The 26,251-nt window shown below is 45.7% G+C and carries 26 protein-coding genes, 1 tRNA gene and 1 riboswitch; of the genes, 6 read left to right on the top strand and 21 right to left on the bottom strand.

The window, feature by feature from the left end:
• Positions 1-5 precede the first annotated feature (5 nt).
• The 7 genes from Q7P67_RS08055 to Q7P67_RS08025 form a co-directional block, all read right to left on the bottom strand.
• Complete coding sequence (locus Q7P67_RS08055) at positions 6-1,112, bottom strand: flagellar assembly protein T N-terminal domain-containing protein (RefSeq protein ID WP_303851451.1); 1,107 nt, start codon at positions 1,110-1,112, stop codon at positions 6-8.
• A gap of 101 nt (positions 1,113-1,213) precedes the next feature.
• Positions 1,214-2,419 carry a CsgG/HfaB family protein gene (locus Q7P67_RS08050; RefSeq protein WP_303851450.1) on the bottom strand — a complete coding sequence of 402 codons (1,206 nt, stop codon included), beginning with the start codon at positions 2,417-2,419 and terminating at the stop codon, positions 1,214-1,216.
• Between the two features lie 61 nt (positions 2,420-2,480).
• Complete coding sequence (locus Q7P67_RS08045; protein ID WP_303851449.1) at positions 2,481-3,110, bottom strand: uracil-DNA glycosylase family protein; 630 nt, start codon at positions 3,108-3,110, stop codon at positions 2,481-2,483.
• Positions 3,097-4,299: a bifunctional phosphopantothenoylcysteine decarboxylase/phosphopantothenate--cysteine ligase CoaBC gene (coaBC, locus tag Q7P67_RS08040; RefSeq protein ID WP_303851448.1), complete on the bottom strand. Its 1,203-nt coding sequence runs from the start codon at positions 4,297-4,299 to the stop codon at positions 3,097-3,099. Before coaBC ends, Q7P67_RS08045 begins: the two co-directional genes overlap by 14 nt.
• The gene (gene rpoZ, locus Q7P67_RS08035) at positions 4,292-4,504 is read right to left on the bottom strand and encodes a DNA-directed RNA polymerase subunit omega (RefSeq protein WP_303851447.1); all 213 of its coding nucleotides are present in this window, start codon (positions 4,502-4,504) and stop codon (positions 4,292-4,294) included. Before rpoZ ends, coaBC begins: the two co-directional genes overlap by 8 nt.
• A gap of 14 nt (positions 4,505-4,518) precedes the next feature.
• Positions 4,519-5,130, bottom strand: coding sequence for a guanylate kinase (gmk, locus tag Q7P67_RS08030; protein WP_303851446.1), 612 nt, complete (start codon positions 5,128-5,130; stop codon positions 4,519-4,521).
• On the bottom strand, positions 5,127-5,996 hold the full coding sequence (locus tag Q7P67_RS08025; RefSeq protein ID WP_303851445.1) for a YicC/YloC family endoribonuclease: 870 nt from the start codon (positions 5,994-5,996) through the stop codon (positions 5,127-5,129). Before Q7P67_RS08025 ends, gmk begins: the two co-directional genes overlap by 4 nt.
• 81 nt (positions 5,997-6,077) lie before the next feature.
• On the opposite strand from Q7P67_RS08025, the gene Q7P67_RS08020 reads away from it, so the two are divergent.
• Complete coding sequence (locus Q7P67_RS08020) at positions 6,078-6,818, top strand: slipin family protein (RefSeq protein ID WP_303851444.1); 741 nt, start codon at positions 6,078-6,080, stop codon at positions 6,816-6,818.
• Between the two features lie 81 nt (positions 6,819-6,899).
• Positions 6,900-7,307: a hypothetical protein gene (locus Q7P67_RS08015; RefSeq protein WP_303851443.1), complete on the top strand. Its 408-nt coding sequence runs from the start codon at positions 6,900-6,902 to the stop codon at positions 7,305-7,307.
• Positions 7,308-7,320: 13 nt separating this feature from the next.
• On the opposite strand, the gene Q7P67_RS08010 is transcribed toward Q7P67_RS08015, so the two are convergent.
• From Q7P67_RS08010 to Q7P67_RS07995, 4 genes are all read right to left on the bottom strand, one after another.
• Complete coding sequence (locus Q7P67_RS08010) at positions 7,321-7,614, bottom strand: type II toxin-antitoxin system RelE/ParE family toxin (protein WP_303851442.1); 294 nt, start codon at positions 7,612-7,614, stop codon at positions 7,321-7,323.
• Positions 7,614-7,883 (bottom strand): type II toxin-antitoxin system Phd/YefM family antitoxin, encoded by a 270-nt coding sequence (locus Q7P67_RS08005; RefSeq protein WP_303851441.1) that lies wholly within the window; start codon positions 7,881-7,883, stop codon positions 7,614-7,616. Before Q7P67_RS08005 ends, Q7P67_RS08010 begins: the two co-directional genes overlap by 1 nt.
• A 43-nt stretch (positions 7,884-7,926) precedes the next feature.
• On the bottom strand, positions 7,927-9,561 hold the full coding sequence (locus tag Q7P67_RS08000; protein WP_303851440.1) for an ABC transporter ATP-binding protein: 1,635 nt from the start codon (positions 9,559-9,561) through the stop codon (positions 7,927-7,929).
• 147 nt (positions 9,562-9,708) lie between these two features.
• Positions 9,709-9,792: transfer RNA gene (locus Q7P67_RS07995), tRNA-Leu, on the bottom strand.
• 149 nt (positions 9,793-9,941) lie between these two features.
• Here Q7P67_RS07995 and Q7P67_RS07990 point away from each other — a divergent pair.
• On the top strand, positions 9,942-12,101 hold the full coding sequence (locus tag Q7P67_RS07990) for a transporter substrate-binding domain-containing protein (RefSeq protein WP_303851439.1): 2,160 nt from the start codon (positions 9,942-9,944) through the stop codon (positions 12,099-12,101).
• Here the strand turns inward: Q7P67_RS07990 and Q7P67_RS07985 are convergent.
• The 6 genes from Q7P67_RS07985 to Q7P67_RS07960 all read right to left on the bottom strand — a co-directional run bounded on the left by Q7P67_RS07985 (position 12,086) and on the right by Q7P67_RS07960 (position 19,688).
• Positions 12,086-13,585 carry a DUF445 family protein gene (locus Q7P67_RS07985; RefSeq protein WP_303851438.1) on the bottom strand — a complete coding sequence of 500 codons (1,500 nt, stop codon included), beginning with the start codon at positions 13,583-13,585 and terminating at the stop codon, positions 12,086-12,088. The two genes, Q7P67_RS07990 and Q7P67_RS07985, sit on opposite strands and share 16 nt — an antisense overlap.
• Positions 13,566-14,480, bottom strand: coding sequence for a Ppx/GppA phosphatase family protein (locus tag Q7P67_RS07980; RefSeq protein ID WP_303851437.1), 915 nt, complete (start codon positions 14,478-14,480; stop codon positions 13,566-13,568). Before Q7P67_RS07980 ends, Q7P67_RS07985 begins: the two co-directional genes overlap by 20 nt.
• 3 nt (positions 14,481-14,483) lie before the next feature.
• Positions 14,484-15,830 (bottom strand): hypothetical protein, encoded by a 1,347-nt coding sequence (locus tag Q7P67_RS07975; RefSeq protein WP_303851436.1) that lies wholly within the window; start codon positions 15,828-15,830, stop codon positions 14,484-14,486.
• Between the two features lie 44 nt (positions 15,831-15,874).
• A complete protein-coding gene (mltG, locus tag Q7P67_RS07970; RefSeq protein WP_303851435.1) occupies positions 15,875-16,870 on the bottom strand; it encodes an endolytic transglycosylase MltG in 996 nt (331 codons plus the stop codon).
• Positions 16,871-17,995, bottom strand: coding sequence for a glutamine-hydrolyzing carbamoyl-phosphate synthase small subunit (carA, locus tag Q7P67_RS07965; RefSeq protein WP_303851434.1), 1,125 nt, complete (start codon positions 17,993-17,995; stop codon positions 16,871-16,873). It abuts the gene before it with no gap.
• 247 nt (positions 17,996-18,242) lie between these two features.
• Entirely contained in the window at positions 18,243-19,688 is a 1,446-nt protein-coding gene (locus Q7P67_RS07960; RefSeq protein WP_303851433.1) for a glyceraldehyde-3-phosphate dehydrogenase, read from the bottom strand.
• Between the two features lie 161 nt (positions 19,689-19,849).
• Here Q7P67_RS07960 and Q7P67_RS07955 point away from each other — a divergent pair, with 161 nt between their 5' ends.
• Together Q7P67_RS07955 and glyA are read left to right on the top strand one after the other, a co-directional pair.
• Positions 19,850-20,275 carry a rhodanese-like domain-containing protein gene (locus Q7P67_RS07955; protein WP_303851432.1) on the top strand — a complete coding sequence of 142 codons (426 nt, stop codon included), beginning with the start codon at positions 19,850-19,852 and terminating at the stop codon, positions 20,273-20,275.
• A 37-nt stretch (positions 20,276-20,312) separates the two neighbouring features.
• Positions 20,313-20,402: riboswitch (ZMP/ZTP riboswitch) on the top strand.
• Between the two features lie 57 nt (positions 20,403-20,459).
• Positions 20,460-21,704, top strand: coding sequence for a serine hydroxymethyltransferase (gene glyA / locus Q7P67_RS07950; protein ID WP_303851431.1), 1,245 nt, complete (start codon positions 20,460-20,462; stop codon positions 21,702-21,704).
• A 59-nt stretch (positions 21,705-21,763) separates the two neighbouring features.
• On the opposite strand, the gene Q7P67_RS07945 is transcribed toward glyA, so the two are convergent.
• The 3 genes from Q7P67_RS07945 to Q7P67_RS07935 all read right to left on the bottom strand — a co-directional run bounded on the left by Q7P67_RS07945 (position 21,764) and on the right by Q7P67_RS07935 (position 24,112).
• Positions 21,764-22,417 (bottom strand): hemolysin III family protein, encoded by a 654-nt coding sequence (locus Q7P67_RS07945; RefSeq protein WP_303851430.1) that lies wholly within the window; start codon positions 22,415-22,417, stop codon positions 21,764-21,766.
• A 175-nt stretch (positions 22,418-22,592) separates the two neighbouring features.
• Positions 22,593-23,522 (bottom strand): exopolyphosphatase, encoded by a 930-nt coding sequence (locus Q7P67_RS07940; protein WP_303851429.1) that lies wholly within the window; start codon positions 23,520-23,522, stop codon positions 22,593-22,595.
• Positions 23,523-23,524: 2 nt separating this feature from the next.
• Positions 23,525-24,112 carry a molybdenum cofactor guanylyltransferase gene (locus Q7P67_RS07935; protein ID WP_303851428.1) on the bottom strand — a complete coding sequence of 196 codons (588 nt, stop codon included), beginning with the start codon at positions 24,110-24,112 and terminating at the stop codon, positions 23,525-23,527.
• 71 nt (positions 24,113-24,183) lie between these two features.
• On the opposite strand from Q7P67_RS07935, the gene mobB reads away from it, so the two are divergent.
• Positions 24,184-24,681: a molybdopterin-guanine dinucleotide biosynthesis protein B gene (gene mobB / locus Q7P67_RS07930; RefSeq protein ID WP_303851427.1), complete on the top strand. Its 498-nt coding sequence runs from the start codon at positions 24,184-24,186 to the stop codon at positions 24,679-24,681.
• A gap of 259 nt (positions 24,682-24,940) precedes the next feature.
• Here mobB and Q7P67_RS07925 read toward each other — a convergent pair whose 3' ends face one another.
• Positions 24,941-26,242: a citrate (Si)-synthase gene (locus Q7P67_RS07925; protein ID WP_303851426.1), complete on the bottom strand. Its 1,302-nt coding sequence runs from the start codon at positions 26,240-26,242 to the stop codon at positions 24,941-24,943.
• Positions 26,243-26,251: the final 9 nt, after the last annotated feature.

Raw genomic sequence — 26,251 nt, 5'->3', positions numbered from 1 at the left:
TTTTGTCAGTATAACTTTTCAACCTGAATGAGATAGTCGTTCAGGCGCACTATTTTATAGTTTGGTTTGCTGCTGATGGCAGTTGCCAGATACAGCGCTTTTTCAGGGTACTTCACCTTCAGTGTGTCCTTGCCGTTATCATCTACCTCAAGAACCCATGCCGTATAGCTGAGCATCTGTTTCAGATCCATCAGGTCTTCAATGGTGCTCTTGCCGACGAGCTGAACGCTTATGCTCTTGTTGTTGATGCCTTTTATCTTCTCAAGAACCGTACTCACGAGCTTTGTGGAGACCTCGCTGCTCATGTTGTCCATCATCTGATGTGTTGCGTCCTCTATAGTTGCTCCCATACCCCTTGCAGAGAGAAAATCGCTTGCAAGTATCTTTGTGCCGGAACCTTGCTGAACAAGCAGTCTGTATGAAAGTCTTCCTGTAACGACGTTAAAGGGGATTGAAACGCCGTAACCTATGTCCGTGCCCTCTTTGGCGGTGGCAACAGTGTCAACCTTGCCGATAAGGATTGTGCCGGAAAGATATTTTGACGCTATGGCTCGCATAGCCATGTAGTTGTTGGTACGCATGGCCTTGTCCAGTTCGGAGGTCTTTGTTCCGTCGGCATCGGCAATATCCACAACCTCAAGCTGGTTAGCGGTGAGTTCGTTGATAACGGTTTCCGTGAGAACATTGGTCTCCTCAACATGTTTGTCGGGGAACACAACAGGTATCATAACCGCAACGGAGGTGTTCATTGCAACCGTCCCCATTGCCTCTCTGGCTTTTTCAGGAGCGATAACTGCGCTTATCATAACGCGGTATATCTGCCCGTCCTCCTCTTCTCCTGTCACCTTATAGCTCTGCACAACACCTGAAACCTCGTTTTTGATAGCTTCGTCAACGAGCACTGCGTTCTGTACTATCGTTTCAGACTTGACGCGCACGCCCGATGCCTCTTCCATGGCAGCCCATTTGGCTCGTGCAGTAGCCTGCAGTTTTGCGGAGGATTTATCACCGTTTATGATGTCCGCCTCGCCAACAGCGGAAACCGTCACTGCGGCGGCAAAGGCGGTGGCGGCAAACATCACAAGAGCTAAACCGAGTATCAATCTTCTCATACTGTTCTCCGAATGTATTTTCTTATCAGATTATAAGAAAATACGTTTTTTACAAGGTACAAATAACAAACGGGCGGGATTAAACCCGCCCGATAAACAGCTTAGAACATTTTTTTGAACATGCTCTGTCCTTCGAGCTTTTTCCTCTGGATAATGGTTCCAACCTTCACCCGCGAAGTAACTTCGGGTTTGCCCTCTATCTGTACCCAGCTCTGTCCGGGCTGAACCTGATCCGAAACAGTCAGCTCAACGGGGATGATGGACATATTACATGTGGAAACGTTCGTCATAGGATCCACTATCTCTATAAAGTCAAACGCTTCCAGTTTCTGTCCGGGGGTGATCCCCTTGTCTGAGCCTATATTGACCAGAGCAACTGTTTTGCCGCCTCTAAGCTGCTGTATATAGCCTTTCTGGGCAAATTTTGATGAAAAAGCAGGACGGATATCGTCAACGGCCTCTCCCATAGCTTTTTTAGCTGCTGTGAGAGCCATTTCAGGGTTAAAATTTCTCGCCGCTCCGGCAACCTCTCTTCCCGAAACTTTTTCGGAAAGAAGTATCTGTCCGGTCTCAACATCCACAAGCTGCACGGTCATTTCAACGTTCACGTTCCATCCCGACTGAGTGTTCGCAAGGGCAGTGCCTATTGAAAGGGCAGCGCCGAGACCGCCGCCTGTGTTGTTATTATTTTCTATTTTATCAATATATTTTGTTGCGATGTTGTCAACAGATCCTGTGATGATGTATTGCACGCCTGCCATCTTACCAAGTTTGACAGCAGTTGCGGGATCGCCTATTGTCATCTGGAATTTTTGCTCGGACATTATCTTGTCCAGTTTTTTGCGGTCATACATCTGTGTTCCGCCGATCTTGCTCACAGTGTTTTCAACGGCCGCCTGAGCGTATTCACCAACTTTTGATGATATCTGACGCTGAAAACTGTCGATCTGAGTATTCGACTGAAAATCTGTCTTGTTCGCGCCGACATAACCAATGCCAACCGCGCCTGGTGCGCCGACTATCCCTGCAGCTCCGGCAGAGACCGATTTTCTTGAGCCTTTGGTATCAATATTTGTGTTTGTTGCCGTCATTTCTCCATAGGTTGTGTTGTTTGTAAATTCAACTATCGCAACTCTGGGTGTTTCGATTTTGTATGACGGTCTGCATACATTGGGAATGTCCACTCTCTCCGCATCAGCGGGTGTTATCTGGTAGGACATGGGGTCAACTTTCGGTCCGCTGCCTGCACATGCGGACAGCACGAAAAGACCCGCAACAAAAACTGTCGGTTTCAAAAAATTATTCATAACTTCCTCCAAGCGCCTTGTATCATTTTATACCACAAATACCGAGGGTATAAAATAAAAGTTACTTCAACCCCATTTCTTTCATAACTTTTTGCAGGTCTTCCCAACAGGGTTTTTTCATATTCGGATTTCTTAAAAGATATGCCGGATGATAAGTCGGCATCACTTTGATTCCGTTGAGATCAACAAATTCACCCCTGAGTTTTGTGATCCCTACGTTGGTTCTCAATAAATTCTGCGCGGCAACGCTGCCCAGACAAATTATGTATTTAGGTTTTATATATTCTATCTGACGGTAAAGGTACGGAATACAGGTCATCGATTCGTTTTCGAAGGGGTTTCTGTTCTCCGGCGGTCTGCATTTGACAATATTGGCGATATATACTTTCTCTCTGGAAAGTCCCATCGCCTCTATCATTTTCGTAAGCAGTTGCCCTGCTCTGCCGACAAACGGAATCCCCTGTTCGTCCTCGTCCGCGCCGGGACCCTCGCCGACAAACATAAGATCCGCCTTAGTATTGCCTACACCAAAAACCACGTTTTTTCTGGTTGAGTGGAGCGGACATTTCGTACAGGTCATGACCTCCTGACGGAGAGCTTCGAAAGGATCGTTCACTGTTTCGCACCCTTCGGCAATCATCTCTGATATGCCGTATACATCTTTGATTATATTATTTTCAAACAGAGCCATTCTTTTTTCCGTAGAGTTCGCGGGCAAAAAGCAGCAGCTTTTCCGCGGCCGTGTCTTTTGAGACTTTTCCAGTGGAAAAAGGTTCTCTGTCAGAGGAAAAAATCATAATCTCATTATCATCCGTCTCAAAACCGATATCTTTTCTGGAAATATCGTTCGCCGCTATCATATCCAGCCCTTTTTCAGCCAGTTTTTTGCGCGCGTTGACTTCCAGATTGTCCGATTCCGCAGCAAATCCGGCAAATACCTGCCCGTTCTTTTTCAATGGAGCAAGCTCTTTAAGAATATCGGGATTTTTAACCAGACGAATGGTTATTTCCGCCTCGTCAGTCTTTTTTATCTTGGTTTCGGAATACTCCGCCACGCGGAAATCCGCCACGGCTGCAGCCATAACCAGAATATCGGTTTGCGCGATTTCTTTTTGAACGGCATCAAGCATTTCAAGGGCGGACTGCACCTTCACGGTGTCAAAACCTTCGGTACCGACACTCGTAAGTCCGGCAACAAGTCTTACCTCTGCGCCAAGCGCCTTAGCCTGCCTTACAACGGCAAGTCCCATCTTCCCGCTGGAACGGTTAGTTATAAACCGAACGGGGTCGATAGCCTCAGCAGTGGCGCCTGCTGTCACAAGCACTTTCAGACCTGAAAGAGGTTTTTCTTTGCAGAAAACATAGTCAAAAATCTCTTCCGGTTCCGCCATGCGCCCTTTGCCCTCTGTACGGCAAGCCATCTCACCCGTGTTTGGATCTATGAGGTCATGCCCAAAGGAAGAAAGCAGAGCAAGGTTTTTCTGCGTAACAGGGTTTGCGTACATATCCACATTCATGGAAGGCGCAATGAAAATTGGCTTTTTGTATGGGAGCACTGTTGATGTGAGGAGATCGTCCGCTATTCCGTGGGCAATCTTCGCTATGATGTTCGCTGTGGCGGGGGCGATGATAAACTCATCTGCCCAGCCGGCAAGCCAGACATGTTCAATTATATCCGGCTCTACTCCGGCATCGAACTCATTGATATAAATACGGTTTCCGGTGATAGCCTGAAATGTCAGCGGTGTCACGAAACTGCACGCGGCGGGCGTCATTATAACCTTGACTTCATAACCCGCTTTCACCATCAGACGGCACAGATGCACTGATTTGTAACAGGCTATTCCGCCCGTTACTCCGAGAAGTATCTTCTTAGACATCCTGCTGGTCGAAATCTATTTTACCTGTAATGATCTCATTGAGAGCATTAGTGGTGTTTTTGCTGTATTCGTCGGACTTCCTGCTGATAGTGTCCTCTTTGGGGCTGTTCAGCTCGCGGGCACGCAGTCCGGCAACGTGTACCAGCTTAAAGCGGCTTTTCAGATTCGGTTTGGAAATGATTTGTTCAATGTCAAGTAAAGGCAACTTATTATCCTCCGTTAGTTCAGATCCATTACATCTTCTATTCTGTCAACATCGCACGCACGAAGATGCTCTGCGATGTATACTGCTTCAAGGTCGTTGTATGCCCTGTTAATCTCTTTATTGACTATCAGATAGTCGTATTCATGAATATGCTGAATCTCCTCGCGGGCATTTGTGAGGCGGATATTCATTATCTCTTCGCTCTCGGTTCTGCGGTTTATGAGCCTTGTTCGGAGATCATTCATACTGGGCGCCGTTATGAAAATATAAATGCCGTAGTCCAGCGTTTTTCTGAGCTGTCTTGCACCTTTGGGGTCGATGTCCAGCAGGACGTCCCTGCCGGATTCCAGTATCTCTTCGACTTTTGTACGGCTGGTGCCGTAATAATTGTTGTGCACCTTAGCCCATTCGAGAAATTCGCCTCGATCTATCATCGCCTCGAACTCCTCTGTGCTTATGAAGTAGTAGTCTTCAGTATCGGTTTCGTCATGTCTTGGTTTGCGCGTGGTATATGAAACGGAATAACCCACCGTTTCAAAGTTGCCCAGCAGACAGCTGCAAAGTGTTGTTTTTCCAGCACCGCTGGGGGCGCTGACCACGAAAAGTTTTCCTTTATGCTGTCTCATACCAGATTCTGCACCTGTTCGCGGATTTTTTCAATCTCGCTTTTTGCCTGAACCACATTATTTATAATAGCGGTCTTTCCGCTCTTTGAACCGATTGTGTTAAACTCGCGGTTGAGCTCCTGACACATGAAATCCAGCTTTTTGCCGCTCTCCTTCTCGGTGTCGATGATGTTCCGGAACTGTTCAACATGCGATGCGATACGGGTTATCTCTTCGGAAATATCCGCTTTTTCCGCCATGACGGCAGCTTCCTGCACTATTTTATCTTCCGCATCAACGCCGAAATCAGCCATGCGTTTTTCAAACTTCTCACGCCAGTATTCATAGACACCCTCGCGGTTAATGTCTATGTCCGCCGCAATCGCAGTTATGGTACTTAAACGGGCTTTGATATCATCGGCAAGGTTTCTGCCCTCAAGCAGCCTCATGCCGTCCATCTCAGCTGCACAGGTTTTTATACACTCAATAACGAAGTCCGAAAGCCTCTGTCCAAGATCGTCAGTCTCTTCGGTTTCTAAAATATCGTTGAAATTAAGGATGTGTTCAAGGCTTATTTTGCCGTGGACGCCGAAACGCTCTTTAAGCTCAGTAAGCACGTTCATGTAGCTTTCAACAGCATCCTGACGCAGCACAGGCTTATACTGCTGTTTTTTCAGCTTGAGGTCGATGTTGACATCCACCTTACCCCGCACCAGAACATCTTTAAGAACGTTTTTCAGGGTTATCTCCATGAAATTGAAGAGTCTGGGCATCCTGACGTTGCAGTCGAAATATCTGCTGTTGACAGATTTCATCTCCACTTTGATATCGCAGAGTTCGTTGCCTGTCATTATTTTACCGTATCCGGTCATGCTTTTGGCGGTCATATTCCACCTGATAAGAAAATGATTTGCCTTTAATGGCTTTTTGAGTTTAGAATAATAAACAAATTGTACTTGGAGGTCAATATGTTTCAGCTTCCTTTAGTGCTTCTGGTGCTTATTGTGATGGTTGCCATCAACTCAATTAAGATTCTTCGGGAGTACGAACGCGGAGTTATCTTCCGTCTGGGGCGCTATACAGGCGTCAGAGGTCCCGGCTTGATAATCCTTATTCCCGTTCTTGAAAAAATGGTAAAAGTGAACCTGCGTACATTCGTTATGGATGTTCCCCCGCAGGATGTCATTACAAAAGATAACGTATCCGTCAAGGTGAACGCCGTTGTTTACTTCCGCGTCATGGAGCCGAACAAAGCGGTTCTCGAGGTGGAGGACTTTTACTATGCCACCAGCCAGCTTGCCCAGACCACGCTGCGGAGCATCCTCGGTCAGTTTGAGCTTGACGAAGTGCTTTCAAACAGGGAAAAGATCAACCATGACCTTCAGGATGTTCTGGACAGCCAGACCGACCCTTGGGGAGTGAAAGTTTCATCCGTTGAGATGAAGCACGTTGACCTGCCCACCGAAATGCAGCGCGCCATGGCAAAACAGGCTGAAGCGGAAAGAGAGAGAAGAGCGAAGATAATCAACGCCGACGGTGAAATGCAGTCCGCGCAGAAACTGCACGAAGCCAGCGAGATTATGGCTCAGAACCCTCTTACAATCCAGATACGCTACCTGCAGACACTGAACCAGATAGCGAACGACAAAACGAATACGATAGTATTCCCCATGTCTCTGGAAAACATCGGCAGCCTTTTCAAAAAGTAAACTTTCAATCAGGGCGACCTCTTTTTTTGAGGTCGCCTTCTAAATTACCTGTTAGAATACTAAAACATAATATTTGCGCGGATGAAGATGAATTACTCAGATACTATAAACATCGGATTTGGTGCAATGTTGGGCGTAGGCGCTAGCTTAGTAACTCAGTTTGTCACACAAAAAACACAAAATAAAGCACTTGCCAATTCATTCAAAGGCGAGATATCAGCACTAATTTCTATTATAGATAAACGTAACTACCTTTCTCCGCTTGAAGAAATCATCAAACACATCAAATCAACTAATAAACCAGAGCCGTATTATTTCCACGTATCACAAGACACTCTTGTATTAAAACAATTACAATATGACAAACTTATTAGTAGTGAGCATATTAGGAACCTCATTGAATACTATCAGGAATATTATAGTGTATTCAAAATAACTTATGATCTTGGTGAAGAAATCATTAAACTAATAGATGAAAAATATAATTAACCTTTTTACAGGCTCACTTCTTTAAAACTTCTCTATAAACTTCCAAACCATCCCATTTACCGATTGCAACAACAAAAACAATTAGTTCGTTACCAATGACCTGATAAACAATCCTGATTTGTTTCTTGTGGTCATACAGTTTATAAAATCCAGTAAGGTCAAAACCAGCCTTATTACCTGATGCCTCACCTTTAAAGGGATTTTCTTCCAGAGCCTTTAGCTGTTGCACGACAAGTTTTTTAATACTGCCATCCAGCTTCAAAAATTCGTCTTTCGCAGATTCAGAAAGCCGTACCTTATAACTCATTATTTGCCAGCCAGCACATCTTCAAGATCAAACTGTTTCTCAGACTTTCTGGTTTCGATAAGTTTTGCTATCTCAAGATGCTCAGCCAAATCCGCCAGCGCCTTGATGCGTTCATATTCTTCTATCGGCAACACAACCATCTCCGGGCTGTTATTTCTCAGAACAACAACTCTGTTCATTTTTTCAAGAAGTTCGCTGACCTTGTTCATATTCCTCGAAAACGTACTTGAGCTCATCATCTCGTCTATTTCATATTTTACACCATACATCCTGCACCTCATACGTATAATTACACGCAACATTATGCACATTTCAGGGTTTTATAAAAACAGTTACGTCAGCAGAAAGCGGACTATCACCGTGTGAAACATAGAAAATTATCTTTCCCCGGCGTTTAAGTTCATCAATAATTTCATAAACCACAGCGGCATTGACAGAATCAAGAGATGCCGTTACCTCGTCCAGAATAACGATATCCGCACCTTTGGCAACCGCACGGGCAAAGCCTACCCTGCTTCGTTCGCCGCCTGAAAGCCGTTTGCCGTCCTCGCCAACCGGAGCGTCCAAATCAAGTCCAGACAAATTCAGTCTCATGATAAACTCCCCGCAATCAGCATCAACATCGGGATATGCGATATTCTCCGACAGACTGACATTATGCAGAAAAGTATTCTGAGGTGCATAGGCGACCATTCCCCTTAACTGCTCTCTGGAATAATTGCTTATGTCGTTTCCGAATATGTTCAGTCTGCCGCCGCTCAGCGGGTAAAATCCCAGCAGAACGCGAAAAAGGGAGGTCTTCCCGCTGCCGCTCTGCCCTTTTAAAAGCACAATATCACCCCGTTTACAACGGAACGACAGATTTTCAAATATGACGACACCGTTCAGTGATAATGATATGTTTTCAGCAACAATGCTGTTGCCATCAGTCTCAACATCCGCTCCGCACGCATCCTCCTCCGGCATATTTAAATATTCGGCAATCCGTTTCGCTGATGCCAGACCTCTCTGGATAGATTGATAATACTGGCTGATATTGCGTATAGGAGCATAAAATTTATTGGAATAATCAAATACAATGGAGACCATACCGAGCGGCATGGCACCTGAAACAACCTTATAGACAGTGTAAACAAGTGCAGCCGAAACTCCGAGAATCCTCAGGGAGCCTTCCACAGGAAAGAACATCGAAAGACTCTTCGCCGCGCTTAAACGGTGTCTGAACGACTCGGCGGCGGTTTCAGCAAACAGGCGGTTTTCGTACTTCTCGCCCCTGAAAGCCTTTATGGTTTCATATCCGCTGAGTGATTGCTCCAGAAGCGATGTAAGCCGCGAATCAGACATCTGCACGTCGTCCGCCGCCCTCTTCTGTTTTTTCGCTGTCCGCAGACTGAAAAGCCATATAAACGGCAGCACGCACACCAGAATCAGCATAACGGACGGAGCTGCATAAATTATAAAAAAAGTTATCCATATTAAATCGAAAATATCTGAAAACATCGTATAAAGCGGTCTCGAAAAGATATTTTCAAGTCCTATCGTGCTGTTGACCAGAGTATATATCGTATCGCCCTTGTCCGTCTGCATCTGACGGGTAAAATCCACACGCATACATTTTTCAAACAGACGTATCCTGACTCTGTTTATAACGGTTTCACAGAATATCTCCGCCAGATAGCAGAAAAATATTCTGAAAAATATGGCAAATACCGAAAAAACCAGAAAAAGAACTATGCCTGAAACAGCTTTATTTGAAAATCCTGTGATTCCGGCAAACACACTGATAATACCTGTGCCGCTCCTGCCGGAGAGTACATCCAGAGAGTATCCCAGAAATTGAATGGGAATTACAGAAAGAAGTGATGATATCACAGCCATCAGAAAAAGTGCCGCAAGATGAAACGCGGAAACCTCCGACAGCCGGATGAGTCTGAATATGTGTCCCATCGGAAAGTTATACCATAACAGGACAATATTTAAAACATAAAGCCAATGGATTAACATGGATATGGTCGGCGCTCACCGCCGTTCGATTCCTCATATCCCAGTAAATAAAATAGGGACACAGGCTTTTACCTGTGTCCCTATTTTATATGCCGGAAGGGGGAATCGAACCCCCACGCCATTGCTGGCACCGGATTTTGAGTCCAGCGCGTCTACCAGTTCCACCATTCCGGCATCGTATCATTGAAAAACGAACAATATACTATTTTAACCTTCAGTTTTTGTCAATCAAAACAAAAATTTATACCCACCAGCCGCCGATTTGCTTGTGAAATAAACTTTTATTTGATAAAATCCCATATAATTTAATATGGAGTTTTGTCTTGCGCAAAACATTAACTATTCTGATTATCTTAATCATCGCCGCAATGCCCGCTCTGGCACAGAATATACGTGTCGGTATTTATCAAAACTACCCTCTCATATTCAAAGATGAAAACGGAAAAATCGATGGTTTTTGCTATGACATACTCCGAGAAATAGCGGCGGAAGAAAACTGGGACATCACGTACGTCTACGACACATGGCCCAATATATATGAAAAATTAAAAAAAGGCGAAATCAACATGGTCGTTCCGATGGGATTTAACATCGAACGAACCAGAGATATGAGCTTCAACAATGAAAATATAACGAGCAACTGGGGTCAGATCTCCGTGCGTAAAGGAATCACGGCAGACTCGATTCTGGATCTTGATCACAAAACACTTGCCGTGCTCAAAGACGATATATACTTCACGAGCATAAGCGGGATTCAGGAAATAGCCAAACGCTTCGGCGTAACTATCAGCTACATATTTACAGACGGATACGAAGAGGCTATGCAGGCTGTTAAAGACGGAAAAGCCGACGGATGCCTAGCAAACCGTTTCTATACAATGGCAAACAGCGAAAAATACAATCTACAGAGAACCGCCATTCTGGTAAATCCGGTGGAAGTGCGTTTCGGACTTGCAAAAAACCTTCCGGAAACACCGGCTCTGATACGGGCGCTGGACAAGCACATTACGGCTATGAAACATTCAGAAGGTTCCGTTTACCAGCGCAGTTATGAGAAATGGCTTGCATTCGCCAACAAATCCGATTTCTTCACCAATACCAAACTGATATTCGCTATTCTGCTGCTTCCTGTGCTTTTCATCATTTCCGTTGTGCTTATCCTCCGCGCGGAAGTTAACCGGAAAACACGCGAAATCACCAAAAAGAATATCGAGCTTCAGCAGGAAATTGATGAACGGATACGCATGGAAGAGCGGCTGAAAGAGAACGAGGAGAAATACAGCACTCTGTTCAACACTTCATACAACCCCATAGCAATAATCAGCGAAGACGGCGCACTGACAGACGTTAACGGTGAGATGGTGGCACAGTTCGGATACGACCGCGGTGAGCTTTTGCAGATGTTTCTTGAAATGCTCGTCGTGAAAGAGCACGTTCCCCGCGTAGAAGAGATTCTGAACAAGATGAACAAAACTAAAAAGTGGTCGTTTGAACTGGATTTTGTAAAATCGTGGGGCGACGTTTTCAACGCGGAGATATCCGCCAGCAGGCTGGAAACAGGCGGCAGAACCTTTATTCAGCTCGTTATTATGGATGTCACTTCACGAAAAAAGGCAAGCGAACTTCTCAACCGCAGACAGGAGTATCTTGAGAAAAAGGTTGAGCAGGAAGTGCAGAAACGCCGGCAAAACGAAAGGCTCATGATGCAGCAGTCCAAGATGGCGGCGATGGGGCAGATGATGAGTGCCATAGCCCACCAGTGGCGGCAGCCGCTGAACACCATAGCCATCTTTGTTCAGGATTTCGAAGATTCATACAAACACGGTGAACTGGACGAGGCTTACGTTCGCGACCTTGTTCAGCAGTCTATGAAACAGATTAATTTCATGTCGAAAACAATAGACGACTTTAAAAATTTCTTCAAGCCGGATAAAGACGAAGTCATTTTTGAACTTTGCAGGGAGACGGCGAACTCAACATCACTTCTCGGTGTGCAGCTTACCAGAAACGGCATAGAGCTGATAATCGAATTTAACGGCAGACGGGTACAGTACACTGATTTTGACTCGTTCGAAACGGACACTGCTGAAAAAATTTATGTCAAAGGCTTCCCTAACGAGTTCAAACAGGTGCTTCTGAACCTTGTGCAGAACGCGCGGGACGCTGTAACCGACAGGATGGAACAGGACTCATCAGTAAAAGGAGTAATAGAGGTCAGCGTAGGCGAACGGGACGGACTTGCCACGGTAAGCGTTACAGACAACGGAGCTGGAATACCGAAAGAGATATCAGAACGTATTTTTGAGCCCTATTTCTCCACCAAAGAGGAAGGAAAAGGCACTGGAGTAGGGCTTTATATGTCAAAAATAATCATAGAGCAGAACATGCGGGGCAGACTCTATTTTGAAAATATGAATCAGGGCGCAAGGTTTATTGTGGAACTGCGCAGCCTGCCCGCCCCTGCTAATCAGGATATGCTGTAGATAAAAAGCATCTGAACAAGTCCGAATATAAACCCGAGAACGAATCCAAGAATATTGATCCATTTAAAACTGTCGCTCATAAAAGAGAATAACAGATTTTCAACCTCGTAAAGGTCGAGCTTATTAATACGGTTCTCTGTTATCTTAGGCAGATCAACCGATTCCACAATCCTGTCCAGATTCTTTTCAACAACTTTGTTTATCTCGTTTATGAGGGCGGACTTAACACGCCCGAATATCTTTTTAGGGATATACCTGTAAACGTTATTAATGCGGATATTGTCGCAGAAACTTCCAATAACGGAAACCAGCTTACGGTCCGAGGGGCGTGCCAGAGTGCGGATATTCCCCTCCAGAACCTCTGAAAGTCCAGCAGAGTCTATAATCTCTCCAAGAGTCTTTTCCGGATTGCTTCTGACATACTGAACGAGTTTTCCTGTTATCTTCTCCGCAATGTCTTCCGACGCAACAGCTCTCTGAATGGCGCTGACGAGTGAGCTTTTCAGGCTGAAAACGGTTTCAAGACCTATGCTGTCAGCATGTTTGTAAAGCGGTTTTTCAGCGATGCCGTTAATGTACCCTGTAAGAGCCTTTTCAATACGCCGTCTGACATCCTCACTCTCTTTTACAGAGGTAATAAGTTTCGGAAGATATTTATTTACAAGGTCGCGAATAGTATCCTCGTTCAGAAACATATTTAGAAAACCCAGTTTCATCTGATCCATAGTGCCGTCCGAGAAGTGATTGTTCTTCATTTCTATCAGACGTAAAGCAGTTTTTTCACGCACTTCCGGATCGTCGAATGCGGTTTCCAGAGAATCGAGGATTTTTTCCGTAATAAACCCTGAAAACGCAGGAATTTTCTTAGTAAGGCTTTCAGGAATGATATCGTTAAGTGATTTGCCAGAAAGAACAAAATTATTGATATAAGCGGAGACAGCGCTTCCTGTCTCTTCCTGTATTTTCTGCGAAGACAAAAAGCTGTCAACTGCTGTCTTTATGTTATCGTGGTATTTTTCCAGTTCACCAATTTTCAGCCCGTATACGGTACGGACAATATCGTCCGCAGCTGCATCAAATACCCTGTCGAGAAATCCGCCGGAATTGAGTGCGGAAACGGCGGCATTAATGACAGTTGCTGGCTGATAGCCTGATTTTGATATTATATCGGAAAGGGTTCCGTAATCTCTTTCAAGAAAGGCTATGAGTTCATGCTCAACAGCCTTCTCCATGCGTTCCTGCACGGCACCGTTAAGAAATGCGTTTTTAATGTCCTCTCTGCGGAGCAGCTTGTCGCCAACAAGATACCCTATCTCACGCGCCAGTTTCGCTCTGTTTTTCGGAATCACTCCCTGCCATCCGAATGACAGCACGGAGGCTTTATGCGGACGGAATAGCATTTTAATGGCTAGCCAGTTTGTGCCGTATCCAACAAGCCCCATGGCGAAAGGGGTCAGCAGGAAATTAAGCGTTTGCGACAGCAACGACAAGTCCCTCCCTCAGTCCGAAATCGGAAACAGTAAGTGTTTCCATGCCAAGCATACTCATAAGCTCAAGAGTAATGAGTATTCCGGGAATAAGAACCTCCTGTCTTCCCGCTTCCATTCCGGGGACAAGCAGCCTTTTTTCCGCAGTCATGGAGCACAGCTTTTTAAGTATATCCTCTATCTGCGGTTTTGCTATCTCAAAACCGTTGACCTTTATCTGGTCATAGTTTTCCATGTGCATCTCAATGGCGGCAAGTGTCGTGGGTGTGCCAGCGGAACCAATTAGCATATCGGGGCTGCACTCAAGATATTTTACGACTTCCTGCAAAACGCTGAACATGGGGATACGTATTCTGTCCATCTGTCCCATATCCAGAACGCCGCCGAAATCGTATCTTTCAGCCAGCTTAACAACGCCCATGGGGACGCTTATTTTTTTCTGGTCTTTGCCCGGCTCCGCATATATGAACTCTGTGGAACCGCCGCCGATATCGAATACCAGGACTTTTTTGTCCTGCGTGTCCACAGCGGAACAGACGCCGCTGAAGATCAGTCCGGCTTCGGTCGTTCCGTCAATAACCTGTATGTCGATGCCCATTTTGCCGGCAGCCTCTATGAGGACACTGGAATTGCGAGCTTCGCGAACGGCGCTTGTGGCAACCGCGTGGAATCTTTCCGCTTTATGAAGCGTCATAGCCTCGGCAAAACGTCTCAGTGCGTTAAGGGTGCGTTCAATGGATGCTTCGCTTAAAATGCCCTTCGTGCTGAGCACTTCGGCAAGTTTCGTAACATGTCTGTCTTTATGTACGATATTGACAATTTTTCCGTTCTCAACGTCCGCAATCATGAGTCTGACTGCGTTGGAGCCTATATCAATGGCTGCTGCTCTCATTAATCAATCCATCCTGAATCTTTTTATTCCTCTTGCGGAAACAGTGAGCACCCCGCGGATAACCGCCTCCCCGTTTTTACCGGCAACACGGAGCACAACGTTCATATCGTAGGTTTTTTCCACATATTTCTTTTCAAGGTTCGTGTCGGACACAGAGTACACCAGTGTGAGAGGTTCTTCAAGTCCCGATATGAACCTGCGGACGTTCAGCCTCATAATGTCCGTAATACCGTCTATCTCGCTGTCCATAACCTCTTTAATCTTTTTATGGTTTATGCGTACAGTCTTTGAAAACCTGATGATGTTGTCCGTCGGGTCATAGCCGTTCGCCGCGTATGACGGAAGGTCTTTAACGTTTATGAAAGCAGCTTTCTCATAGGTTTTACCCATGGCGTGCCTGTTGCTGCTTTCATAGATGAGAGTTTCAAAATCGTAAATATGTGCGGAGAATTTCTTGCGCAGGTATGCCCGCGCACCCTCTTTAATCCTGTCCTTGAACATATATCCCAACACCAGAGCGGCGAAGAACGGAACTGTGAAATTGCCGTATTTCATCTGCGCCCAGAAGGCTATTACAGTTGCAAAAACCATGGAAAGTCCCGCTGCAAAGGCGTAAAGAAGCCCTGTTGTGGCGGTATCAGCTTTTTTGCGTTTCGCCTGCAGGTGCAGAATTGAATAGAAATAACTTTTAAGCCATTCATAACGGTTGATAAGTTTTTCGTTCTGTTCGTCGTCTCCCGCCGTCGACTGGGGATAATGCTCCCTGCGGTAATGCAGTTCCTCTTTGATGGTATCGAGTATCATCTCTTTTTGCGGTGCATTAAGCCTGTCATAAAGCCTTACCAGATAAACGTTGGAAACGACACTTGTAAACTCGTCGCCGAGTACGAACATGTCGGAACCTTCGTGTTTTTTTCTCAGTTTACGGAATATATTACGGTTTTTTTCAACATGCTCAAGGAGCAGCCCTATGTCCTCTTCTGTGCTCTCGTCTGTGATATTAGCCGTATGGTTACGCAGCATGGCTCTGTAGCCGCAGACAAATTTTTTATACATATATTCGCAGTTCGGCGAGTGCATCGCAACCCTGCATGTATCGTCAAAGTGTTTCAGACGTTTATAGTAATTATTCAGATAAAAATCGGGGGTTTTCAGACGTATATTTCTTGTAAGATCCTGATAGAAATGTTTCTTTTCGTATGTAGTTTCGTTAATCCCCATATTGCCAGGAAAGAACAGAAAAAGATCAATCTGGTAATCCGACCTGTCAGGTGCTCCGGCGGGAACGTATTCCAGCTTCATTTCTATGGATTTTCTGTTGTGAATACGAATATTAACATTGTTCCGCATAATGATATAATAGCGGGCAAGTTCCTATAATGAAAGTGTTTTTATCACTGCTTCTGGTTAACGTTCACTTTCTCCCTGTGTTCGTCATAGCTGACGCTGAACGTATGTCTGTGGTTCTTGTCCGCCACGAAATACAGGTAGTCAGTGTCCGCTGGGTAAAGTGCCGCGTTTATCGCCATTCTGGTGGGGCTGCATATTGGAGTGGGCGGAAGTCCGCCGTGTCTGTATGTGTTATATGGATTGGACGGATCCTGCAAATTGCGTTTGCGCAGGTTTCCGTCAAACTCCGGCAGAAGTCCGTATATGACTGTGGGATCTGCCTGAAGGCGCATACCTTTTTTCAGCCTGTTGTGGTAAACGGAGGATATCAGAGGCGCTTCCGCAGGGTCGTAGGTTTCCTTCTGTATGATGGATGCGAGGATGATTATGTCGTTAACGGACATACCCAGCGCCGCCGCTCGGCTTTCAATATCCGCCGGAAGCTGTTTTTTGAAGTACCAGTAGAGCGTTTTTATGACTTTTTTAGGTCTGGTCATAGGTTCAAACGTGTATGTGCTTGGGTACAGATATCCCTCAAGGCTTTCAAGATTCTGTCCTGTCAGCTCATAAATATAATTTTTATCCCGTGTCAGCCGTAAAAATTCTTCACCATCGTCAACAATGAACCGCCCCACCCTTGCCGCCATATCATAGGTGTTATAGCCTTCGGGGAAGGTTATCTTCATTGTAGATTGTTTGCCGAGGATAATATCGTTGAGGAAATCTTTAAGCGGTGTGTCTTCAACTTTGTAGTAACCGTATTTCATATTAAGATCTATCTCTTTGACACGAATGAGATATTCTCTGAACATGAACGGAGGGTTCAGTTTCGCTATCACATTTTCATACATCACATTAAAACCGTTCTGTTTCGGAACCGTTATCTCTGCTGTAACGCGTGTGTTGCTGAGGAAGTCCTCGCACTTCACCGTCCAGAGACCGAACGATGCCGTGGCGAGGAACATCACAACAGCGAATGCAATAACTGCGATTCTTATCATTTATGCACTTTTATGCTTATCAATCATATTTATAAAGCGTTCGAAAAGGTATGTCGCATCCTGCGGTCCGGGTCCGTTTTCGGGGTGGTACTGCACGGAGAACATGGGATGAGTCTTATGTTTCAGACCTTCGACGGTCTGGTCGTTCAGGTTAATGTGAGTAACCTCCACCTTATCGCCGAGGCTGTCAACGTCAACCGCGAAGCAGTGGTTTTGCGCGGTTATCTCAACTCTGCCTGTTTCATAATCCTTAACAGGCTGATTTCCTCCGTGGTGTCCGAATTTAAGTTTATAGGTCTTTCCGCCCATGGCTAAACCAAGGATTTGGTTACCGAGGCAAATTCCAAATAAAGGATATTTGCCGATGAGTTTTTTTGCAAGTTCGATGGCATATTTAACGGGTTCGGGGTCGCCGGGTCCGTTTGAAAGGAACACACCGTCTGGTTTGAGAGAGTCTATCTCTTCAAAAGATGTGTTCGCGGGTACGACTGTCACTGCGCAGCCCATGTCTGCAAAATATCTGAGGATGTTCTTTTTGATGCCGAAATCGACAGCGACAATGTGCTTTGAGGGGTTCACAACGTCGGTGTAACCATCTTCAAGAGTCCATGTCTTCTGTGTCCATTTGTACGCTTTTTTGCATGTAACATGCTGAACGTAGTCCTGTCCCTCTATACTTTTTATGGCGGCTGCCATCTGTTTCAGCTTTTCAACGTCGTCAATCTCTGTGCTTATGATTGCGTTCATAGAACCCTGTTCGCGGATGTGTCTCACGAGCATACGGGTGTCAATGCCTTCGATGCCTATGACTCCCTGCTCTTTCAGGAAATCGCCGAGTGATTTGTCGGCTCTGTAGTTTGAGTATATGTGGCTGTATTCTTTAACTATGAAAGCTGAGAGCCAGACCTTGTCGGATTCGAAGTCTTCACTGTTGATGCCGTAGTTGCCTATCAGCGGGTAGGTCATTGCGACCATCTGCCCGTAATACGAAGGGTCTGTAAGTATCTCCTGATAGCCGGTTATAGATGTATTGAAAACAACCTCGCCTTCGCAGGTGCCGTCTGCGCCGAATGACGCGCCCTCGAAGACAGTGCCGTCGGAAAGTACCAGATATGCTTTTTTCATTTAAGTCTCTACCTCGTTATTTGCTGATTAGGATTTTATGTTTTTTTTCCAAAAGTGCAAGCGTATTTCCAGCCGATTGCGACAAAACTTTCTGTCCATAACCGAGCAGTTCAAGGCGGAGGAGAAAAAAATATGCGCAGTGTACGTCTATTGTACATGAGCAATATTTTTTATCCGACAAAGCCGAAATGCGATGTGTTATGGGCAGAAAAAAACCGGAGGTTTTTACCTCCGGTTTTTATATCATTTAATATGTCTGGGGATAGGTCTTGAGCCTAAGCCCGCATATATATTCCGCAATACGGTTAACCTGACGGCTGTATCCGTATTCGTTATCGTACCATACATAAAGCACAATACGACTGCCGTCAACAATTGTGGCGAGACCGTCAACGATGCCTGTTGACTTGTTGCCAACGAAGTCGGAAGAAACAACCTCTGCGCTGTTTACGAACTGTATCTGGTCTGTGAGGCTGGATGTGAGCGACATATCACGTATATAGTCATTCACCTCGTCCAGAGTGACCTCTTTAGCCAGAGAAAGGTTGAGGATAGCCAGAGAAACGTTGGGCGTGGGGACACGGATAGCGTTTCCGGTCAGCTTGCCTTTAAGCTCCGGCAGAGCCTTTGCAACAGCCTTCGCTGCGCCGGTCTCTGTGATAACCATGTTAAGGGGAGCGCCTCTGCCTCTTCTGGATTTTTTGTGATAGTTGTCTATCAGGTTCTGGTCGTTGGTATATGAGTGGCAAGTTTCAACGTGACCGTTAACTATGCCATATTTATCCTGAATGATTTTAAGGACGGGAACGATTGCGTTTGTCGTACAGCTTGCCGCCGTGATTATCCTGTCCTCAGGCTTAATGTCCTTGTGGTTGATGCCGTAAACTATGTTGGGCAGCGTTCCCTTGCCGGGAGCTGTGAGGATTACCTTGTCAACTCCCTTAGACTGGAGGTGCAGAGCCAACCCCTCTTCGGAAGACCATTTACCTGTGTTGTCAATGACAAGCGCATTTTCAATACCGTACTGGGTATAGTCAACCTTATCGGGACCTTCAGAGGCTATGAACTTAACGTAGTTGCCGTTAACGATGATAGCGTCTTCTTCCTCGACAACGATGATGGTGCCTTCGAAAGCTCCGTGAACGGAGTCGCGGCGGAGGAGGCTTGCGCGTTTTGCGATATCCATCTTTTCGCCTTTACGGATTACCACCGCACGCAGACGAAGACCTGTGCCGACACGGGAGCGTCCTATCATGATACGCGCCATAAGACGACCGATACGACCGAAACCGTACAGTACGACATCTTTTGCGGGAAGCTCTTCAAAGTCACCTGTCGTAATCTCGGCGAGTTCCGCCTTGACAAAGTCTGCGATAGAGAGCTTTTTATCAGTTTTTTCGTATTTGGCGTAAAGTTTGCCTATGTCGATTGTCGCGGGGCTGGTTTCCAGAGCCGCAACGGCGGTAAGAAAAGGTTCTGTGTCGCGCACGGAAAGCTCTTTGTCCAGAATAAGCCTTGCGAACCTGTGACCTTTCATGACCTGTATGGGGTTTTTCCTGACCAGAGACTGACCGAAGAGTCTGATAACAACACCTTTCTGCTTGTAAAGTTTTGTTATCACCGGAACCATTTCGGTTGCAATCTCTTCGCGTTCTGTCCAGTCTTTCATGTAGGCATCAACAGCTGTCCTCATGATCAACTCCTTAAATAATGAATTGGAACATCTGAAAAATGTTTCGCCGTATTAAATATTATTTTTGCAAAAAACTGAACTAAAAAAACGCCTGTGCGCAAAAAAGATGAATTTTTTCCCGTTTTCATATACAATCAATAAATTTATTAAACGAGGGAGATATGAAAAAAACAGGAATTATTATTGCGGTAGTTGCACTTATGTTCTGTGTGTTCTTTTTCGCCATACAGAAACCTGCAGGCTCCGAAAGCAACCAGCCGCTCAGTCAAAACCTTATTGATTCCGGTGTTAAAATAATCGACATCCGCACTAAGGGCGAATGGGTACAGACGGGTATAGTACCGGGTGCTTTCACACTCACCTACTTCGATGAAAAAGGTAATTACAACAATCAGGCTTTCCTTTCGGAGCTTGAAAAAATCGTGCCGGACAAAAATGAGAAATTCGGCATAATCTGCCGTTCAGGAAACAGAACGTCCAAACTGCTGCCAGTTCTCCATGATAACGGATACATCAACGCTTTCGACATTCTCGGCGGAGTTAAGACAGCCGAAGATGCGGGCGTGACCCTTGTACCGTACAAATAAATCATTTGACAAGAGAACAGGAATTATTTAAAAGAGACCAGAACCCCATGACTGACGCAGATTAAGGAGGAGAACCTCCGGGAAGTGGGGGATTAACCTTTAAAAGCCGTGCGTCTGGGCTGTTCGCAATGATGAACCGTCCGGACGCTCTTTTTGTTTTCGGACTTAACAGGAGGCTTTTTCAATGGAAGATCTCAGAAAATTTGATCCCGAACTTTACGGACTCATCAAACATGAAGAAGAGAGACAGATCGACAAAATCCGTATGATCGCTTCTGAAAACTACGTCTCTCAGGCAGTTCTGGACGCCACAGGCACAGTACTGACAAACAAATATTCCGAAGGTTACCCCGGCAAAAGATATTATGAAGGTCAGCAGTTCATCGATCCCATCGAAGTGATGGCTATCGAACGCGCAAAAGAACTTTTCGGAGCAGAACACGCAAACGTTCAGCCCTATTCCGGCTCACCCGCAAACCTCGCGGTTTACCTTGCTTTCGTTAAACCCGGCGAAACCGTTATGGGGATGGCTCTGCCCCACGGCGGACACCTTACCCACGGCTCACCCGTGAGCATCACAGGTAAATATTTCAACATAGTTTCATACGAACTGGACAGGGAAACAGGTCTTCTGAATTACGACACCATCAGAAAACTTGCTGTCGAACACCAGCCCAAAATGATAATTGCAGGGCACTCCGCATACCCCCGTCAGCTCGACTTCGCAAAATTCAGAGAGATAGCTGACGAAGTCGGCGCAATCCTCTTTGTTGACATGGCTCACTTCGCAGGTCTCGTTGCCGGCGGTGCGCACCCCAGCCCCGTTCCCTATGCCGATGTCGTAACTACAACTACACATAAAACCCTCAGAGGTCCCAGAGGCGGTATGATACTCTGCAAAGAGAAACACGCCGCGGCTATTGACAAAGCCGTTTTCCCCGGTATTCAGGGCGGACCCCACAACCATACAACAGCAGGTATCGCAGTTGCTCTTAAAGAGGCTATGCTGCCCGAATTTAAAGAATATGCAGCAAATATCTGCAAAAATGCAAAAACAATGGCAGAAGCTCTTAAAGGTTACGGATTCAACCTCGTTACAGGAGGCACCGATAACCACCTTATGCTCATAGACCTCACCAACAAGAACATCACAGGCAAACAGGCTGCAAAAGCTCTGGACAAAGCCGGCATCGTTCTTAACTACAACGCCGTTCCCTACGACACCCGCAAACCTTTCGACCCGTCGGGCATCAGACTTGGTCTTGCCTGCCTCACCTCAAGAGGTTTCGGAGAAGCGGAAGTTAAAAAGACCGCAGAGTGGATGAACAAAGCTGTTGATAATTTTGAAAACGAAGCACTTCTTGAAGAAATAGCCAAAGAGGTTAAAGAACTTTGCAGAAAGTTCCCGCCTCCCGGTCTGAAATACTAAACCTCACCAACATCAAAAAAAAGGCGGAAGTCAAAAACTTCCGCCTTTTATTTTATCTCTTATTTCACAGGGTTTATCCAGAGCACATACAGTATCATGGTCATGAAGTGGCAGAAACTGCCCGCCAGAACAAAGAAGTGCCATATCTCATGGAATCCCACATGTTTTGAAAAGTTAGGCTTTTTGGTCGCGTAAACCACCGCGCCTACGGTATAGAAAAGCCCTCCGGCAACCAGCCACATTACACCGCCAGTAGGGATATTTTTAACTATGGGGTAGATGGCGACAACACTTATCCAACCCATTATTATATAAATGACAGTGGATATCACCCTCGGTGCATGGATGAAAAACAGCTTGAAGAAGATGCCCAGCACCGCTATACCCCACACAACACCGAAAATACTCCATCCCCAGCCGCCGCGCAGCGGTATCAGACAGAACGGGGTGTAAGTACCCGCTATCATCATGAATATCATAACGTGGTCAACTTTTTTAAGTCTTCTGGTACCCTTTTCGCCCAGATTGAATATGTGGTACGCCGCGCTCGCAAGATAAAGCATTGTCATGCTCGCTCCGTATATGGAAAACGATACGACGTGCCATGCTGTTGCGTAATAAGCGGAAAGAACCACAAGTACAGTAAGTGCTGCTATAGATAAAATAGCTCCTATAAGATGCGAAATTCCGCTTACCGGATCCTTAACAGTCATGGCAACCTCCCGATATTGATTATCAATGTATAGCCCTGTCCATATAATATGTTCGTTTGCTAACCGATTTGTCAATACAAAAATAAGACAAATGCAACCTTTTTATATAAGTTAACATTGGTTCATTTTAAAAGAACCGCCGCCGGAGCCGACGGCGGTATATATGCGTAAAATATCAGCCGTCAGCGTTTATCTTTCTGACAATTTCGGCGAGTTTTTGTTCAGCCTCTTCGTTGGAAACCTGACAGGTTCCGGCGTTCATATGCCCTCCGCCGCCGTACTGGAGCATCAGTTCACCGATGTTTGTCTTCGACGTTTTATTGAATATGGATTTACCTGTGGCAAATACAGTATTCTGCTTTTTAAGCCCCCACATGACATGGATTGATATATTCTGTTCAGGAAACAAAGCGTATATCATAAACCTGTTGCCTGCGTAGATGGTTTCCTCTTCGCGCAGATCGAGCACAACGAGGTTGCTGTATATCTTAGCGCATTTTTTCACCTGATCTTCAAACAGCTTCTGCTGTTCGAAATACAGCTCTGCGCGCTCCTTAACATCTTCATCCTGCATAATATTTTCAATGGAGTGGTCTTTGCAGAGGTCGATGAGTTTCATCATGAGCTGATAGTTTGATATACGGAAATCACGGAAACGCCCCAGTCCGGTTCTGGCATCCATCAGAAAGTTCATCAGATCCCAGCCTTTCGGATTGAGCACCTGATCAAGGGTAAAATTTGCGGAATCGCCCCTGTCCACCGCTTCCATGATATCGTCGCCTATATTCGGAAATTTCGCCTTTCCGCCGTAGTAGTTATACACCACACGGGCTGCCGACGGAGCATCCGGTTCTATAATATGATTATTTTTTTTGCCAACGCGGATGGTTTCGCTGAGATGGTGGTCAAAAGCGAGATACACGCCATCAACGTATGGCAGGTTGGTCGTGATATCGCTTCCTGTTATCTCAATGAGTCCGTCCTGCATATCTTTAGGGTGAACAAATTTGATATCGTCGATGATATCCATGTCTTTCAGAAGCACTGCGCAGACAAGCCCGTCAAAATCGCTTCTTGTCACCAGTCTGAATTTTTTCTCTGCCATCCTTACTCTCCTTGCATAAAATCAATAGCTGCTTCGAGATCCTCTTTAGTATTTATATTTATAAACGATTTTTTTTCATTTTCCGAGGCTAATATGTCACTCTCGTATAGATATACCACATTTGACAGGTCAAATGCCGTAGTAAGACGGTAGTTTTCATCAGCTATCTGCTTCTCAAGTATCGGTATCAGACTCGGCGCATACGCGGCATAAAGCGGGTGCATCTTTCCGTCTATAACGGGTACCGCAGCGTCTCTTCCCCGGCAAGCCGCCAGCAGCTTTTCCGCATGTACACTGTTCACCAGAGGAGTGTCAGCAGCTACCACAAAAACGTGAGAATCAAAAAATTTAAGCGCAGTGAGTATGCCAACCATAGGGCACTGCTGCTCAAACAGATCTGTTACGCAGGGAACGCCCAGAAACGAATATTTTCCGCAGTCCTTTGCAACAACAACCAGAGCGTCCGCCCATTCCGATATTCCGTCAAGCGTATGCCGGATAAGTTTTTTTCCTAAAACCTCTTCCAGAGTTTTGTCTGAATTGAATCTGCGGCTTTGTCCCCCCGCCATAATCGCTGTGTTTCTAATCATTTGCACAACCTTTCTTGCATTTTCAATATTTTCAGCCTACATTCGGTAGTATACACACATGGAGGTATGTTTTGAAACCTTTAGTATCATTTGTGGGGACATCGGGCTGCGGAAAAACGACGCTTATAGAAAAAGTAATTCCGCTGCTGACGACAAAAGGCTACAACGTATCCACTGTTAAACATGACGCTCACGATTTCCAGATGGACAAGGAAGGCAAAGACACATGGCGTCACAAAAAAGCCGGAGCAAGAGCCATCTTAATATCAAATAAAGAAAAATACGCCATGATATGCGATGTTGACAAAGAAAAGTCCATCGAGGAACTCACGGCGATGCTGCCCGATTACACCGATATTATTATAGCAGAAGGTTTTAAAAAGGAACTGCAAAAAAAGATAGAGGTTTTCAGAAGCGGATATTCCACAAAGCTGCAATGTGCGGAAGATGAAAACCTGATAGCTGTGGCAACAGATATGCCTGAAAATCCTCAGGTTCAGGGCAGAGTGCTTTTAGACCTGAACAATCCGCAGCAGATAGCTGACTTTATCATCAAAAATATTCTGTAGAACTTTTGCGCATTTTCAAAGATGAGACTGCTTCCTCGCTTTGCTTCTCGCAGTTACAAGGTTTCGTTTCGTCTTCGCGAGGGTCTTATGCCCGAAGCGATCTCATCTTAGTTTATTTTTGTTGTTTCGTCCTAAGATGCGTCGTTATTTACTTTAAATGCACCAGCCACAGTCTTTCTGATAAAATAGTTATTAATCAATAAAAAAAGGCGAACCTGATGGCTCGCCTTTTTCGATATGTTCTGCTTTAAAGAATCGCTTACTGGATACCGGCAGCGTCTTCGAGCATTTTTGTAGTAACTGATTTGGGACGCTCGATCGCATAACCGAGTGCTCTGTCCCAAGTGATGTTCGCAAGAACACCAAGCGCACGACCGACACCGAAAAGAACTGTGTAGAAGTCGTACTCTGTAAGACCGTAGTACCACTGGATAACACCGGACTGTGCGTCAACGTTAGGCCAGGGGTTTTTAGCTTTTCCATGCTCCTGAAGAATGCCGGGGGCAACTTCATAGATCATTGAAACAACTGTGAACAGTTCGTCGTTAGGCAGATATTTCTGGCAGTATTCGCGCTGAGAAGTGTATCTGGGGTCGGTTTTTCTGAGAACCGCGTGTCCGTATCCGGGGATAACCGCACCGCTTTTCAGAGTGTCCCAAAGGAATTTAACAAGGTCTTCCTTAGTAGGTACTTTACCGCCGAGTTTCTGATAAACGTCCTGAATCCAGCCGAGAACTTCCTGGTTAGCAAGACCGTGAAGAGGACCTGCAAGACCGTTGATACCGGCAGACAGTGAGTAGTATGCATCGGAAAGCGCAGACGCAACAAGGTGAGTTGTGTGTGCGGAAACGTTGCCTGACTCATGGTCGGAGTGAAGGATGAAATACATTCTTGCAACATCATCATACGGAGGTTTGATGCCCATCATATGAGCGAAGTTGCCGCCGAAATCGAGGCTGTAGTCGGGAGCGATAGGAGTATCGCCTTTGTATTTCATTCTGTAGATGTATGCAGCGATTTCGGGCAGTTTTGCCAGAAGATCAGTAGCATCTTCATACATAGAATCCCAAGCTGTCATTTTGTTGAAGCCTGAGTTATAGAATTTTGCGAATTTAGACTCGCGCTGCATAACAAGGATAGCAGCAGAGAACATTACCATGGGGTGCTCGTCTCTGGGCATAGCGCGAAGGATGTCGAAAACGTACTGGGGAACCTGAGCGCGTGTTTTGAAGTCTGCAACAACTTCCTCTGCCTGAGCTTTTGTGGGGATATCGCCTGTCAGAAGGAGATACCAGAAGCCTTCAACATAAGGGTAGTCTTTGCCGTCGGGTTTGGGGAGTTTTTCCATTACTTCGGGGATTGTATATCCGCGGAAACGTATACCTTCCATAGGGTCGAGGTAGGAGATATCCGTAACGAGAGATTTGATGCCTCTTCCGCCGCCGATACACTGTTCGATTGTGTATTCACCCAGTTTAACGTTTCCGAACTCTTTAAGGAGTCTGGTTGTTCTGGGGCGGTGAGCATCGATTTTCTGCTTGAGTACTTCTTTAAGTCCCATTGAAATGCC

The sequence above is a fragment of the Seleniivibrio woodruffii genome, assembly GCF_029267515.1.
Classification (GTDB): Bacteria; Chrysiogenota; Deferribacteres; order Deferribacterales; family Geovibrionaceae; genus Seleniivibrio; species Seleniivibrio woodruffii_A.
This window is presented reverse-complemented; position numbering and strand designations above follow the sequence as displayed.

Bases quoted from the DNA above. Each gene is read 5' to 3' on its own strand.
- Q7P67_RS08055 (WP_303851451.1), bottom strand. From the start codon at position 1,112: ATGAGAAGATTGATACTCGGTTTAGCTCTTGTGATGTTTGCCGCCACC.
- Q7P67_RS08050 (WP_303851450.1), bottom strand. From the start codon at position 2,419: ATGAATAATTTTTTGAAACCGACAGTTTTTGTTGCGGGTCTTTTCGTG.
- Q7P67_RS08045 (WP_303851449.1), bottom strand. From the start codon at position 3,110: ATGGCTCTGTTTGAAAATAATATAATCAAAGATGTATACGGCATATCA.
- coaBC (WP_303851448.1), bottom strand. From the start codon at position 4,299: ATGTCTAAGAAGATACTTCTCGGAGTAACGGGCGGAATAGCCTGTTAC.
- gmk (WP_303851446.1), bottom strand. From the start codon at position 5,130: ATGAGACAGCATAAAGGAAAACTTTTCGTGGTCAGCGCCCCCAGCGGT.
- Q7P67_RS08025 (WP_303851445.1), bottom strand. From the start codon at position 5,996: ATGACCGCCAAAAGCATGACCGGATACGGTAAAATAATGACAGGCAAC.
- Q7P67_RS08020 (WP_303851444.1), top strand. From the start codon at position 6,078: ATGTTTCAGCTTCCTTTAGTGCTTCTGGTGCTTATTGTGATGGTTGCC.
- Q7P67_RS08015 (WP_303851443.1), top strand. From the start codon at position 6,900: ATGAAGATGAATTACTCAGATACTATAAACATCGGATTTGGTGCAATG.
- Q7P67_RS08010 (WP_303851442.1), bottom strand. From the start codon at position 7,614: ATGAGTTATAAGGTACGGCTTTCTGAATCTGCGAAAGACGAATTTTTG.
- Q7P67_RS08005 (WP_303851441.1), bottom strand. From the start codon at position 7,883: ATGTATGGTGTAAAATATGAAATAGACGAGATGATGAGCTCAAGTACG.
- Q7P67_RS08000 (WP_303851440.1), bottom strand. From the start codon at position 9,561: ATGGGACACATATTCAGACTCATCCGGCTGTCGGAGGTTTCCGCGTTT.
- Q7P67_RS07980 (WP_303851437.1), bottom strand. From the start codon at position 14,480: ATGAGAGCAGCAGCCATTGATATAGGCTCCAACGCAGTCAGACTCATG.
- Q7P67_RS07975 (WP_303851436.1), bottom strand. From the start codon at position 15,830: ATGCGGAACAATGTTAATATTCGTATTCACAACAGAAAATCCATAGAA.
- mltG (WP_303851435.1), bottom strand. From the start codon at position 16,870: ATGATAAGAATCGCAGTTATTGCATTCGCTGTTGTGATGTTCCTCGCC.
- carA (WP_303851434.1), bottom strand. From the start codon at position 17,995: ATGAAAAAAGCATATCTGGTACTTTCCGACGGCACTGTCTTCGAGGGC.
- Q7P67_RS07960 (WP_303851433.1), bottom strand. From the start codon at position 19,688: ATGAGGACAGCTGTTGATGCCTACATGAAAGACTGGACAGAACGCGAA.
- Q7P67_RS07955 (WP_303851432.1), top strand. From the start codon at position 19,850: ATGAAAAAAACAGGAATTATTATTGCGGTAGTTGCACTTATGTTCTGT.
- glyA (WP_303851431.1), top strand. From the start codon at position 20,460: ATGGAAGATCTCAGAAAATTTGATCCCGAACTTTACGGACTCATCAAA.
- Q7P67_RS07945 (WP_303851430.1), bottom strand. From the start codon at position 22,417: ATGACTGTTAAGGATCCGGTAAGCGGAATTTCGCATCTTATAGGAGCT.
- Q7P67_RS07940 (WP_303851429.1), bottom strand. From the start codon at position 23,522: ATGGCAGAGAAAAAATTCAGACTGGTGACAAGAAGCGATTTTGACGGG.
- Q7P67_RS07935 (WP_303851428.1), bottom strand. From the start codon at position 24,112: ATGATTAGAAACACAGCGATTATGGCGGGGGGACAAAGCCGCAGATTC.
- Q7P67_RS07925 (WP_303851426.1), bottom strand. From the start codon at position 26,242: ATGGGACTTAAAGAAGTACTCAAGCAGAAAATCGATGCTCACCGCCCC.